The organism is Spongiibacter sp. (genome assembly GCF_041602295.1).
In the GTDB taxonomy this organism is placed as follows: Bacteria; Pseudomonadota; Gammaproteobacteria; order Pseudomonadales; family Spongiibacteraceae; genus Spongiibacter.
The window spans coordinates 1-13698 of record NZ_JBFIGO010000017.1; the positions used below are offsets into that span (position 1 = coordinate 1).

Annotated in this window: 14 protein-coding genes; 12 read left to right on the forward strand and 2 right to left on the reverse strand. The window is 58.7% G+C overall.

From position 1 onward, the window contains the following. The 11 genes from aroQ to coq7 form a co-directional block, all read left to right on the forward strand. Positions 1 to 415, forward strand: a 415-nt coding sequence (gene aroQ, locus ABYM29_RS05010; RefSeq protein WP_372862899.1) for a type II 3-dehydroquinate dehydratase, incomplete at its 5' end; no start/stop codon positions are given. Between the two features lie 33 nt (positions 416 to 448). Next, a complete protein-coding gene (gene accB / locus ABYM29_RS05015) occupies positions 449 to 910 on the forward strand; it encodes an acetyl-CoA carboxylase biotin carboxyl carrier protein (RefSeq protein WP_372862902.1) in 462 nt (153 codons plus the stop codon). Positions 911 to 962: 52 nt separating this feature from the next. After that, positions 963 to 2303 carry an acetyl-CoA carboxylase biotin carboxylase subunit gene (accC, locus tag ABYM29_RS05020; protein ID WP_372862904.1) on the forward strand — a complete coding sequence of 447 codons (1341 nt, stop codon included), beginning with the start codon at positions 963 to 965 and terminating at the stop codon, positions 2301 to 2303. 82 nt (positions 2304 to 2385) lie between these two features. Then, on the forward strand, positions 2386 to 3279 hold the full coding sequence (gene prmA, locus ABYM29_RS05025) for a 50S ribosomal protein L11 methyltransferase (protein ID WP_372862906.1): 894 nt from the start codon (positions 2386 to 2388) through the stop codon (positions 3277 to 3279). Positions 3280 to 3357: 78 nt separating this feature from the next. Then, positions 3358 to 4182, forward strand: coding sequence for a zinc-ribbon and DUF3426 domain-containing protein (locus tag ABYM29_RS05030; RefSeq protein ID WP_372862909.1), 825 nt, complete (start codon positions 3358 to 3360; stop codon positions 4180 to 4182). Between the two features lie 106 nt (positions 4183 to 4288). Continuing rightward, positions 4289 to 5278 (forward strand): tRNA dihydrouridine synthase DusB, encoded by a 990-nt coding sequence (dusB, locus tag ABYM29_RS05035; RefSeq protein ID WP_372862912.1) that lies wholly within the window; start codon positions 4289 to 4291, stop codon positions 5276 to 5278. Then, positions 5275 to 5574, forward strand: coding sequence for a DNA-binding transcriptional regulator Fis (gene fis, locus ABYM29_RS05040; protein WP_372862915.1), 300 nt, complete (start codon positions 5275 to 5277; stop codon positions 5572 to 5574). The genes dusB and fis overlap by 4 nt, the downstream gene beginning before the upstream one ends. A 34-nt stretch (positions 5575 to 5608) precedes the next feature. Beyond that, positions 5609 to 7189: a bifunctional phosphoribosylaminoimidazolecarboxamide formyltransferase/IMP cyclohydrolase gene (gene purH / locus ABYM29_RS05045; RefSeq protein ID WP_372862917.1), complete on the forward strand. Its 1581-nt coding sequence runs from the start codon at positions 5609 to 5611 to the stop codon at positions 7187 to 7189. Between the two features lie 99 nt (positions 7190 to 7288). Further along, complete coding sequence (gene purD / locus ABYM29_RS05050) at positions 7289 to 8566, forward strand: phosphoribosylamine--glycine ligase (protein ID WP_372862919.1); 1278 nt, start codon at positions 7289 to 7291, stop codon at positions 8564 to 8566. A gap of 10 nt (positions 8567 to 8576) precedes the next feature. Further along, positions 8577 to 11372, forward strand: a complete 2796-nt coding sequence (locus tag ABYM29_RS05055) for a response regulator (RefSeq protein WP_372862921.1) — start codon at positions 8577 to 8579, stop codon at positions 11370 to 11372. A 34-nt stretch (positions 11373 to 11406) separates the two neighbouring features. Continuing rightward, positions 11407 to 12048, forward strand: a complete 642-nt coding sequence (coq7, locus tag ABYM29_RS05060; RefSeq protein WP_372862925.1) for a 2-polyprenyl-3-methyl-6-methoxy-1,4-benzoquinone monooxygenase — start codon at positions 11407 to 11409, stop codon at positions 12046 to 12048. A 4-nt stretch (positions 12049 to 12052) separates the two neighbouring features. On the opposite strand, the gene ABYM29_RS05065 is transcribed toward coq7, so the two are convergent. Together ABYM29_RS05065 and ABYM29_RS05070 are read right to left on the reverse strand one after the other, a co-directional pair. Further along, positions 12053 to 12454, reverse strand: a complete 402-nt coding sequence (locus ABYM29_RS05065; protein WP_372862927.1) for a VOC family protein — start codon at positions 12452 to 12454, stop codon at positions 12053 to 12055. 3 nt (positions 12455 to 12457) lie between these two features. Then, the gene (locus ABYM29_RS05070) at positions 12458 to 12880 is read right to left on the reverse strand and encodes an OsmC family protein (protein WP_372862995.1); all 423 of its coding nucleotides are present in this window, start codon (positions 12878 to 12880) and stop codon (positions 12458 to 12460) included. Between the two features lie 145 nt (positions 12881 to 13025). Between ABYM29_RS05070 and crp the strand changes: the two genes are divergently transcribed. After that, positions 13026 to 13664, forward strand: a complete 639-nt coding sequence (gene crp / locus ABYM29_RS05075) for a cAMP-activated global transcriptional regulator CRP (protein ID WP_372862930.1) — start codon at positions 13026 to 13028, stop codon at positions 13662 to 13664. The last annotated feature ends 34 nt before the right edge of the window (positions 13665 to 13698 follow it).

Consider the following 13698-nt stretch of genomic DNA (forward strand, 5'->3'; position numbering starts at 1 on the left):
CCCCAACCTCAATCTCCTCGGCACCCGAGAGCCGGAGGTTTATGGCCATCAAGGCCTCGCCGATATCGACCAGCAGCTGCAGCAAGCGGCACTGGAAGCCGGCCACCACCTGCAGAGCCTGCAGAGCAACTCTGAAGTCGAGCTCATCGAACGCATCCACCTGGCGCGCCCCGAGGGTATCAATTTCATTATTTTTAACCCCGCTGCCTTCACCCACAGCAGCGTGGCGCTGCGCGACGCCCTACTCGGTGTCGACATCCCTTTTATAGAAGTACATCTGTCGAATGTTCACGCCCGTGAAGCCTTCCGTCAGCACTCCTACTTCTCCGATATAGCCCGCGGCGTGATCTGCGGTCTCGGCGCCCAGGGCTACCTGCTGGCGTTGCAGGCCGCAATGGCGCAGCTCAAGGACTGACCATCTCACTGCAATCCAATAAAGAGAATGACTATGGACATCAGAAAAGTAAAAAAACTGATCGAACTACTCGAAGAATCCAACATCGACGAGCTGGAGATCAAAGAAGGCGAAGAATCCGTGCGCATCAGCCGCAATAGCGGCGCGGTGCAAATGGCTGCGCCCCAGTATATTAACCAACCGGTTCCCGCTGCCGCGCCAGCGCCGGCCGCCGCACCCAGCGCGGCACCCAGCGCCGCTGACAGCGAACCCCAAATCAACGGCCACGTGGTCAAGTCCCCCATGGTCGGCACCTTCTACCGCTCGCCGTCACCGGGCTCGCCGTCTTTTGTGGAAGTTGGCCAACATGTTAAAGCCGGCGACGTCGTCTGCATTGTCGAAGCGATGAAGATGATGAACCAAATTGAAGCGGATAAATCCGGCGTGGTCGAAGCCATTTTGATAGACGATGCCCAGCCCGTGGAATTCGACCAACCTCTGATCACCATCGTGTAAGCCGGCATTCCCTGCTAACGCAATCACACGATCACTGAACAGAGGACAGCACATGCTTAAGAAAGTCGTTATCGCCAACCGCGGCGAAATCGCGCTGCGCATTTTGCGCGCCTGTAAAGAGCTGGGCATTAAAACCGTAGCCGTGCACTCTGTCGCCGACCGCGACCTGATGCACGTGAGGCTGGCCGACGAGTCGGTATGCATTGGCCCCGCAGCGTCGCCACAGAGCTACTTGAATATCCCCGCCATCATCAGCGCAGCCGAAGTGACCGACGCCGTCGCCATCCACCCAGGCTATGGCTTTTTGGCAGAAAATGCCGATTTTGCCGAGCAAGTCGAGAAAAGCGGCTTCACCTTCATCGGCCCTCAGGCCGACACCATCCGCATGATGGGAGACAAGGTCTCAGCCATTCAAGCGATGAAAAAGGCCGGCGTACCCACCGTACCGGGCTCCGACGGCCCTATTGGCCAAGACAATGACCGCACGCTGGCCGTGGCCCGCAAAATCGGCTACCCGGTGATCATCAAGGCCGCCGCTGGTGGTGGCGGTCGCGGTATGCGCGTGGTGCACAGCGAAGCCGCCCTGCTCAATGCCGTTTACGTCACACAATCCGAGGCCAAAGCGGCCTTTGGCGACGACACCGTCTATATCGAAAAATTCTTGGAAAATCCCCGCCATGTGGAAATCCAGGTATTGGCCGACGGCCAGGGCAACGCCATTCACCTCGGCGACCGCGACTGCTCCCTGCAGCGCCGCCACCAAAAGGTACTGGAAGAAGCCCCGGCACCCGGCATTCCCGACGACGTGCGCAACCAAGTCGCCATGTCTTGCGTTGAGGCCTGCAAAACCATTAACTACCGCGGCGCAGGCACCTTTGAGTTTCTTTATGAAAACGGTCAATTCTTCTTTATCGAGATGAACACCCGCATTCAGGTCGAGCACCCGGTCAGCGAAATGGTCACCGGCATTGACCTGATCAAGGACCAGCTGAAAATTGCCGGCGGCGAGCCGCTGAGCCTGCGCCAAGAAGACATCAAGGTAAAAGGCCACGCCTTCGAGTGCCGTATCAATGCCGAAGACCCCAAAACCTTCATGCCCTGCCCCGGTAAGATCAAGCACTTCCACGCCCCCGGCGGTTTGGGTGTGCGCGTCGATTCGCACCTGTACAGCGGCTACACCGTGCCGCCGCACTACGATTCAATGATCGCCAAGATCATCACCTGGGGTGACGACCGCAAGTCAGCGTTGAACCGCATGCGCACCGCACTGGACGAACTGGTCGTCGACGGCATCCGTACCAACACCGAGCTGCACCGCGACTTGGTTCGCGACAGCGCTTTTAAAGAGGGTGGCGTAAGCATCCACTACCTCGAAAAGAAACTGAAAATCTGATTTACTTTCAGACTAGCCGTTTCGCAAAGGGGCCAACAGGCCCCTTTTTTAATTCAATCCGCCCAATCTCTAGCAGGCCCTCATGAGCTGGTTACAAATTCGCCTCGACGCCAACCCCGAATCCGCCACAACCCTAGAAGACGCTCTGCTCGACTGCGGCGCCGCCTCGGTAACCATGGAAGACAATGCCGACCAGCCTCTCTTTGAGCCGCCGATTGGCGAAACACCGGTATGGCAGCACACCCGCGTCACCGGCATGTTCCCAGCCGACAGCGACATGGTTGCAGTGCTCGCCCAACTCCACGCCATCGCTGGCGAACTCCCCCCCCACCGCATAGAGATCCTGGAAGACCGCGACTGGATTCGCGAATGGATGGACAGCTACCAGCCTCTGCAGTGCGGTGAACGACTGTGGATTTGCCCGAGCTGGCGCGAACCCGTTGACCCGCAGGCGGTCAACCTGCTGCTCGACCCGGGCCTGGCCTTTGGCACCGGCACCCACCCCACCACCTGGCTGTGCCTAAATTGGCTGGACAGTCAGCCACTGGCAGACAAAACCGTCATCGACTACGGCTGCGGCTCGGGCATTCTCGGCATCGCCGCACTGCTACTGGGCGCTAAAAACATGATCGCTGTCGACACCGACCCACAAGCCTTACAGGCAACCCGCGAAAATGCCGAACGCAATCATATCGCCCCAGAGCGACTGCGCTGCTATTTGCCAGACGAACTACCCGACACCTTGCACGGCGACCTACTGCTTGCCAACATTCTCGCCGGCCCCCTGATGACCCTGGCCCCGAAACTGGCGGCATGCCTGCCTCCAGGAGCACCGATCTGCCTCTCGGGCATCCTCGACAGCCAGGGCCAACAGCTCTGCGAACACTACGGTCAGTGGTTTAGCGCACTGCAAGCGGTGCAGCGCGAGGAGTGGCTGCGCATCAGCGGCCAGCGCAACAAGCAAGCCGCCGAGTAGCGCGCGGCCGCAACTTGACTCTATACTCTTGCCCGGAAACCTCCAGGCCCGGTCCACTGCTCAGGCGTTTGTATAGCTATGCCCAACGATAAACCTACCGCCGCCCAGCAAACGATAGACAGCGTCATCTGCCCCGCCTGTGAAACGCACTTTCGCTGCCAACTCCCACAACTGGCGCAGGCCGAGGGCCTGCTGCGCTGTGGCGTCTGCCAGCAAGTCTTCAACGCCCTGCCACAACTTAGCAGCGAGCAGCGACTGCAGCTTAACGAGCGCCAATCGGCCATCGGCGACTCGCCCGCAACAGCCGAGGAGCCCGACACCGAGCCGCACCACAGTCAGACACTGCTAGCTGGCCTGAGCACCGCCGATCACGGCTTTGACTACCACCAACCACAACCGCGGAGTCGCTGGCCCTGGGTGCTGCTCAACATCCTGGCGGCGCTCCTACTGCTTGGCCAACTGGCCCACTGGCAACGCGACTGGCTCCTCAACGAGGCACCGCTGAATAGCTCCTTGCGCGACGCCCTGCACAGACTCTGCGCCACCGTCACCGCCTGCGCCACCCACGACGCCCCCGAAGCCGTCGTCAACAGCGGCGACATCGTCAGTCAGAAGCTGATCGTTCGCCGCCACCCCGAGGTTAGTGACGCCCTGATCGTCGACGCAATTTTGCTCAATCGCAGCCCCAACAGCCAAGGCTTTCCCCAATTGCGACTGCGCTTTAGCGACATTTACGGCACAGAGATCGCCAGCCGCCTGTTCCAGCCCAGTGAGTACCTCGCCGGCGAGCTCAACGCCCTGTCACAGCTGCACAGCCAACAGCCCGTGCATATTGCCCTGGAAATCGTCGACCCGGGCGCCCAGGCGGTCAACTATCAACTCGAGCTGTTCAGCCATCCTTAAACCGCCCCGATACACTGGTTATTTTCTGAGCGCAAGACTACCGAAAGCAAATTCTAACAAGTAGAATAGCTGCCCTGTTTTCCCACGGTCACTCCTTTAACGGGGCATGGCGATGATCCGGATTGGTCCTCACAAGCTCCCCGCTCGCGCTGTATTAGCGCCGATGGCGGGTATTACCGATCTGCCATTCCGCCAGCTGTGCCTGCAATTTGGTGCCGGCTTGACCGTCTCGGAAATGCTGATCAGCAACAGCGAACTGTGGCACACGCGCAAGAGCCATCTGCGCCTTGCCAAGGACGAAGGCGCACTGCGCTCGGTGCAGATCGCCGGTGCGGACCCGTCAATGATGGCCGATGCCGCCAGTCGCTGCGCCGACATGGGCGCCGACATCATCGACATCAACATGGGCTGCCCCGCCAAGAAAGTGTGTAAACGGGCCGCCGGCTCGGCGCTGTTGCGCGACCCCGCCCTGGTAGAAGCCATTCTGCAGGCGGTGACCGCTGCGGTGTCGGTGCCAGTAACCCTAAAGATCCGCACCGGTTGGTCACCGGAGCAGCGCAATGGTGTTGCCATTGCGCGCCTTGCCGAAGATTGCGGCATCGCGGCACTGGCCGTCCACGGCCGCACCCGCGCCTGTCGTTTTAACGGCGAGGCTGAGTACGACAGCATAGCGGCGATCAAGCACGCCGTTGCCATACCGGTGCTGGCCAATGGCGATATTGATAGCGCCAGTAAGGCCGCAGCCGTATTGGCAAAAACCGGTGCAGACGGCGTAATGATCGGCCGCGCAGCCCAGGGACGCCCCTGGCTGTTTAGGGAAATCAATGCCGGACTGGAGGGGCGCCACTGCGCCCCGATCAGCGCCGGTGAAATGCGCGACGTGATGATCGCGCACCTCAAGGCATTACACCGTTTCTACGGTGAACAACAGGGCCTGCGTATCGCGCGCAAACATTGCGCATGGTATTTGCAGAACTTCGATAACGCGGACTTTCGTCGACAGTTCAATCGACTGGAAGACGCCAATGCACAACTAGATGCTGTACAAGTTTTCTTTGAACAGCACAGCGACAAATTACAGGATGCAGCAGCATGAACCTTAGCCCCCTTAGCGCTGCCGAGAGCAGCCCAGTCAGCAGCGCTCCCGCCGACGACATCTCTCAGGCCAAAACCCTGCGCGACAGCGTGGCCATTGCCCTGAATAACTACTTTTCCAACCTCGACGGCCAGGACGTCAGCGACGTCTATAATATGGTGCTGTCAGAAGTAGAAGCGCCGCTGCTCGAGGAAGTCATGAAATACACCCGTAACAATCAGACCCGCGCATCACAGATGCTGGGACTGAACCGCGGCACGCTGCGCAAAAAACTCAAGCAATACGATCTGCTTTAAATCTGCCCTTTGCACCGAGAGGAACACCGCCCGGATGACTACCGAGACGCCATCACGCCCCGTTAAACGCGCGCTTATCAGCGTATCCGACAAATCAGGCATCGTCGACTTTGGCCGCCAGCTCACCGACATGGGTGTCGAGCTACTGTCTACCGGCGGCACCTATCGCCTGCTGCAGGATAATGGCATCAGCGTCACCGAGGTTGCCGATTACACCGGCTTCCCGGAAATGATGGACGGCCGCGTCAAGACGCTGCACCCCAAAGTCCACGGTGGCATCCTCGGTCGCCGCGGCACCGATGACCAAGTGATGGCCGAACACGGCATCGATGCCATCGACATGGTGGTCGTCAACCTCTACCCCTTCGAAGCGACCGTTGCCAAGCCTGACTGCAGCCTGGAAGACGCCATCGAAAACATCGATATCGGTGGCCCAACCATGGTTCGCGCAGCAGCCAAAAACCACCGCGATGTCGCCATAGTGGTCAACGCCTCTGACTACGATACCGTGCTCGAGGAAATGCGTGCCAACAACGGCGCCACCTTGCACAGCACACGTTTTGACTTGGCAATCAAAGCCTATGAGCACACCGCCGCCTACGATGGCGCCATCGCCAACTATTTTGGCCGCCTGGTTCCCGGTGGCAGTGACAAATTCCCGCGCACCTTCAACAGCCAGTTCCACAAGGCCCAGGAAATGCGCTACGGCGAAAACCCGCATCAGGATTCTGCATTCTATGTCGAACGCCACCCCAGCGAAGCCTGTATTGCCACCGCCACCCAGCTGCAGGGCAAGGAATTATCCTACAACAACATCGCCGACACCGACGCGGCACTGGAGTGCGTAAAAAGCTTCACCAAGCCAGCCTGTGTCATCGTTAAACACGCCAACCCCTGCGGCGTAGCGGTGTCACTGAACGGCATTGGCGAGGCCTACGACCTGGCTTTCGCCACCGACCCCGAATCGGCCTTTGGCGGCATCATCGCCTTTAACCGCGAGCTGGATGCCACCACTGCCAAGGCGATTTGCGACCGTCAATTTGTCGAAGTTATCATCGCCCCCAGTGTCAGCGATGAGGCGCGCGCGATTGTCGCCGCCAAAAAGAATGTCCGCCTGCTGACCTGTGGCGCATGGGACCAGTCGCAAGCGGCCTTTGACTACAAACGCGTCAACGGCGGCCTGCTGGTTCAAGACCGAGACCTCGGCATGATTACCGCCGCAGACCTGAAGGTCGTCAGCAAACGCCAACCTACCGAAGATGAAATCAACGACCTCATCTTTGCCTGGAAAGTCGCCAAGTTCGTCAAATCCAATGCCATTGTCTACGCGAAAGGTCGCCAGACTATCGGCGTCGGCGCAGGACAGATGAGTCGCATCAACTCCGCGCGTATCGCCGCCATCAAGGCCGAACACGCCGGTTTGCAAGTCGCCGGCGCGGTGATGGCCTCCGACGCCTTCTTCCCCTTCCGCGATGGCATCGACAACGCGGCATCCGTCGGTATCAGCTGTATTATCCAGCCCGGCGGTTCAATCCGCGACGATGAAGTCATCGCCGCCGCCGACGAGCACGACATGGCAATGGTGTTTACCGGCATGCGCCATTTCCGCCACTAGGCGCCTTGACGCACTGGCCTGTGCTGTACAGGCTAGTGCGCGCACCGATCTAACAAGCCTTCGCGGCCACAGACCCTAGCAAGAACAAAGGACAGAGTAATGAACGTACTGATTATTGGTAATGGCGGTCGCGAACACGCCCTGGCCTGGAAAGCCGCGCAATCCCCCCAGGTGGACACGGTGTTTGTCGCCCCCGGCAACGCCGGCACCGCACTGGACGACAAACTGCAAAACGTCGACATCGCGGTAGGCGATTTTGCCGCGCTGGCTGACTTTGCCGAAAACAACGATGTCGGCTTAACCATTGTCGGCCCCGAGGCGCCACTGGTAGATGGCGTCGTCGATTTTTTCCAGCAGCGCAAGCTGCCCTGCTTCGGCCCCAGTAAAGGCGCCGCCCAGCTGGAGGGCTCCAAGGCCTTCACCAAGGATTTCCTCGCGCGCCACAACATCCCCACCGCCGCCTACGGCAACTTTACCGAACTGGAGCCGGCACTGGCTTATCTTCGCGAACAGGGTGCGCCTATCGTTGTTAAAGCCGACGGTCTGGCCGCCGGCAAGGGTGTGATTGTCGCGGAAACCCTCCAGCAAGCCGAGGACGCCGTGCGCGACATGCTGTCGGGCAACGCCTTTGGCGACGCCGGCTGCCGCGTCGTCATCGAGGAGTTTCTGCAGGGCGAAGAGGCCAGCTTCATCGTGATGGTCGACGGCGACAACGTGCTGCCCATGGCCACTAGCCAAGATCACAAACGCGTGGGCGACGGCGACACCGGCCCCAACACCGGCGGCATGGGCGCCTACTCCCCGGCACCGGTGGTTACCAGCGAAGTGCACCAGCGCATCATGGATGAAGTCATTTGGCCCACCGTGCGCGGCATGGCCGAGGAAGGCAACCGCTACACCGGCTTTCTCTATGCGGGACTGATGATTAGCCCCGAGGGCGAGCCCAAGGTGATCGAGTACAACTGCCGCTTTGGCGATCCCGAAACACAGCCAATCATGCTGCGCCTGCAGTCAGACCTGGTTGCGCTGTGTCAGGCGGCGCTGAACGGCGAGCTGGCCAAGACCACCGCCAATTGGGACCCGCGCCCAGCGGTAGGTGTTGTTCTCGCCGCAGGCGGCTATCCGAACAGCTATAATAAGGGCGACGAAATCAGTGGTATTCCCGCTGAAACCAGTAGCAGCAAAGTGTTCCACGCCGGCACCAAGTTACAAGACGACAAACTGCTCACCAATGGCGGCCGCGTACTCTGCGCAACGGCCATGGGCGACAAAGTCAGTGACGCTCAAGCACTTGCCTACCAGCTAGCGGGGCAAATACAGTGGCAGGGCGCCTTTTACCGCCGCGATATCGCCTACCGGGCTATCGCACGCGAATAAGCGGAGACCTATGTGCAGGATGCCCGGCGCGACCAGCGCTGATCTACGGCTGCTGTTTTACAGCCTAATCGTCATATTCAGCGGCGTCTTCAGCGGCCAAGCCGCCGCGGCGCCACTGTTTCTCGACGCCCAGCAGGCACGCATAGACTTGAGCCAACACGGGGAAATCCTAGAGGATTTGCCCGGCCAATGGCACATTGAAGACGTACTGAGCAATCAGCTGCAGCGTAACTTCCGGCCACTAGAAAACGGCGACCTGCTATTAAACCGCGATGTAAAACGCTACTGGCTGCGCTTTCACCTCAACAACCCCAGCGACCAGACTATCCGCAGAGTACTGGAGATACGCCCAGCCCACCTGGGAGATATCGCCGTATTTAGACAGCCGGAAGGTAAGGCAACCGCCGCCCTTCTAACGCCGATGCTGCCGCCAGAAAAACTGTTGCGCCCCCAGCAAATGTTCCGCGTAACCGTCCCCCCGGGCAGTCAGCTTAACCTCTTCCTGCAAATTAACACGCCCCGCGAACACCGGGTGTCAGTGCAGTTGTTTAGCGACATCGCAATACTGCAAGAAAACAGCCGTCACAACGTCAGCAATTTTTTCATGCTGGGCGTACTCAGCGTAATGACCGCCTATTGTATTATCGCCTGCTGGGTATACCGCGAGCTGCTGTTCGCCAACCAAGCCATTTTTTGCTCATTGATTATGCTGTCCCTGCTAATGGGATGGGGCTATCTGGGCAAGGCTCACGGTATGCTGCCCCCCTGGGATGGGGCCACTATGCTAGTCTGCGCCATTGGTATTTTAGCCAGCGAAGTCATCTTCGCGCTGGGCTTCCCCATCTATGCCACCCAGCGTCCCAACTATTGGCCCGCGGTATTGCGCGGCTTGCTTGGACTACTGTTTATCATTCTGCTGATCGGCCTGGCTAGCGCAGGCCGCTTCAGCAGCCCCTTGTTCGGGGTTGCCGCCGCGCTGACGATAGCCGCCACCCTCTGTGCCGGTCTCAACGGCTACTTCGTCAGCTACAGTCGCCTACTATGTTATTACCTGCTGGCCAAGAGCTTGACCTTGGCAATGTGCCTGCTCGGCCAACTGAGCTACGCACTCGGCGGCATCGATATCTACGACATGAACTTGCTGTTGACGCTCGTCGCCGCTATCACCGCCATTACCAACGGTACACTGCTAGTCGTGCGCAGCCGCAAACGCTGGACCCGCCAGCACGAGGACGCGCAACGCATTGCTGTTGTCGGCGAGGTCAACCGCGCCAAAGGCGACGTACTCGCGCGCGTAACCCACGATATACGCACGCCGATTAGCGCCATCCTCGGCGTCACTGAGTTATTGCAGGAAACCCGACTGACCGCCAGCCAGGAAGACTATTTGCGCAGCTTGCAGCGCTCCAGTCACGAATTGCTGCAACTGCTGGAGGAAGCCGGCCAAGCCGTGCGCTTCAGTGAAAACGACATCGAACTAAGCAGTCAGTTAATTTCCTTACCCGAACTGGTCAGCGATGCACTATCAGGCTTTCGCAATATGGCGGCCGAGCACGACCTTGAACTCATTAGCGACATCGCCAACGAACTACCCAGCCAACTTCTCGGCGACCCATCGCGTGTTCGCCAGCTGTTGATACACAGTATGAATAGCGCCTTTGAACACAGCGACGGCGGCTACATCCTGCTCAAAATTTCTTCGGCCTCACCGCGACCCGGCCACCTTCAGCTAGACGTCTCCCATCACGGCAGCGCCTTTAGCAGTGACGAGCGGCAAGCGCTACAACTACAAAAACATGAGTTGAGCGATACCACCATGAACACGCGCTTCGCCATTATCGCCCGGCTGGTGGCGCTGATGCAGGGCCAGGTCAGCGTGCGCAACAGCAGCAGCCGAAATATCCACAATTTGTCGATGACCATACAACTGGGCGCGATAAACGCCCCCCGTGAACAGGAAAGCGACAGCGAACTGCTCAACAACAAACGCCTGCTGATCGTCGACAGCAATACCACCTTCTGCACCGTAGTGAGCAAACAGTGCGCGCCCTGGGGAGTGAATGCCTTTACCGCGAATAACGAGCACTCCGCACTAGCCATATTACGCAACCAAAGGCTAATCCACGCGAATATCGACTATGTGCTCATCGACCACCGCCAAAGTGAAAATGGCCTGCTACTCGCCCAGCGCATCTGCGACGAATTCGGCAACAGCGCCGACCGGCCCTGTATATTCATATTGGCCCACGCCAACATTTCCTATAGCCGCGAAGCCTTGCAGAAAGCGTGCATACAGCGGGTACTCAGTAAGCCACTGGGCAATATTGCCCTGCGCAGCGCGCTACTGGGCGAGTCCCACTATGCCGCCCGCGGCCACCAGATAGACCAATACAGCAGCGACTCACTCGGTTATTCGTCGCTGTTTTGCCTCATCGCCGAAGACAACGCCAGCAATGCCCTGGTACTTGAAAGGATGCTGAAAAGTCTCGGCATCACTGTCCAGCACGCGGAAAACGGCCAACAAGCGCTCAATTACTTTATCCGCGGCCACTACGACCTGGTCATTTTGGACATTGAGATGCCCATTATGGACGGCATTGAAGCGGCGCGACGGATACGCCAATTTGAGCAGGAAGAGGACCGCGAGCGCACGCCCATTTTCGGGCTAACCGCCAATGCTCTCGACGAACAGCGCAACAGTTATCTGCAGGCCGGCATGGATCTTCACCTGGTAAAACCGATCCGCCTATGGGAACTGGCCGAGTCCATTCAACGCTGGACGGGCTACCATCACCAAAAGCGCTAACTTTGGCGTACAATAGCGGAACCCGGAGGACATTATGAGCCGAACTTTTTCCGCCCTGGATCAGCTGCTAGTCGGCGCCGACCGCAGCTTAAAAACGCTAATCCGCGGCAGTGCCACAGCACAGCGCAGCAACCCCGCAACCGACTGCAAGGAGCGTCTCGATAGCGACGAGCAACGCCGCCACACCGCCGGCTTAATGCGCATCAATCACACCGGCGAAGTCTGTGCCCAGGCGCTCTACCAAGGACAGGCGCTGACCGCACGCCGCGCCGAGATCAAGCAGGCGATGAGTCACGCCGCCGACGAGGAAATTGATCACCTGGCATGGTGTGAGCAGCGCCTACGGGAACTGGGCAGCCACACCAGCTTATTAAACCCACTTTTTTACGCAGGGTCCTTTGCCATCGGCGCCGCTGCCGGGGCCATTAGTGACAAAATCAGTCTTGGCTTTGTCGCCGCCACCGAAGATCAAGTCTGTGAACACCTGCGCAGCCACCTACAATCACTGCCCGCCGGCGATGACAAGTCTCGCGCCATTCTGCAACAAATGCTGGAAGATGAGGCCGCCCACGCAACAGCCGCGATCGACGCCGGCGGCAAGGTATTTCCCAAACCGGTGAAAACAGCCATGACCCTACTATCGACGGTCATGACCCGCAGCACCTATTATCTTTAACTCACTAATAGGCGCCAGCAATCGGCGGGTGGTAGATCATCTGCAGCAGATTGCCGTCGGGGTCTAAACAGTAAAAGCTGCGCGCTCCATCGCGGTGAGTTTTCGGCGCCGCCTTGATGGCCACACCATTGGCCGCCAAAAAAGCATGCCACTCATCCACTTCTTCGGGGCTGCGCAGTATAAAACCGAGGTGATCGAGACGCTGAGCCGCCGGCTGACGAGGCTGGCCGCGATAGCGGTGCAAGGCCAGATTGTCGCAGCCCGAACACAAATAGTAATTGTCCTCGTCCGGCTGCCACTCCACCGACATACCCAGCAATTCGATGTAAAAACGCAGTGTTTCGTCAAAGTTCTCGACAAATAACGCCAGATGACGCAGGCCGGCATGGGGTTTCGGTCTCTGCATGATTTACTCCACTTCTAGCATCTCGTAGCTGTGACTAATCTCAACACCGGCTTTCTCCATCATGATTGACGCCGAGCAATACTTCTCCGCCGACAACTCCACCGCGCGCTTCACATGACTTTCCTTCAATTTTCGCCCGCTGACAACAAAATGCAGTCGAATCTTCTCAAACACGGCGGGTACCGCATCAGCCCGCTCGGCTTCCAGCTCACATCGGCAATCAACGACATCTTGGCGGGATTTTTTCAGCATGCTCATCACGTCAAAGGACGCACAGCCCCCCATGCCGAGCAGCAACATTTCCATTGGCCGCACCCCCATATTGCGGCCGCCGTGGTCTTCAGGACCATCCATTACCACACTGTGGCCACTACCGGACTCCCCGAGAAACATGGCGCCGTCAACCCATTTCACCGTCGCTTTCATCATTACCCCAATACGATTCACAGAAATTCGCCAAGCTTATCATAGGCCTCTTATACAGGCTCGCCATTGTCAGCAAAGCGCGGCATACTAATACTGATAAAATAAATCTATACATTAACTGCTATCCAACCAAGAGAGTCGCCACGTGTTCCAGGCACCGAAACCCGAAATCCCCAAGCTCGACGACTTCCTCGCGCACTGTCATCGGCGGCGTCACCCCAGTAAAAGCACGCTGATTTACGCCGGCGACAACAGCGACGCGCTGTACTACATCATCGATGGCTCAGTCACCGTGATTATTGAGGACGACGACGGCCGCGAAATGATTGTCGCCTATCTCAACAAGGGCGACTTTTTCGGTGAAATGGGGGTTTTCGACGAAGACATTCCGCCCACCCGCAGCGCCTGGGTAAAAAGCCGCACCGATTGTGAAATCGCCGAAATCAGCTACAGCAAGTTTCGCGAACTGCGGGATCAATACCCCGACATTCTGCTGGCGCTGGGCAAGCAAATGGCCAAACGCCTGCGCCTGACAACGCGCAAAGTCGGCGACCTGGCCTTTCTGGATGTTACCGGCCGCGTGGCGCGCACCCTGCTGGATCTGTGCAAACAACCCGATGCGATGACCCACCCCGACGGTATGCAGATCAAAATTACCCGCCAGGAAATCGGCCGCATCGTCGGCTGTTCACGGGAGATGGTTGGCCGCGTACTCAAGACCTTGGAAGAACAGGGCCTGGTACACGTCAAAGGCAAAACCATGGTGGTCTACGGCACCCGCTGAAAACCACGGCCTGCAGCGGCCGCAATAGCGCGGC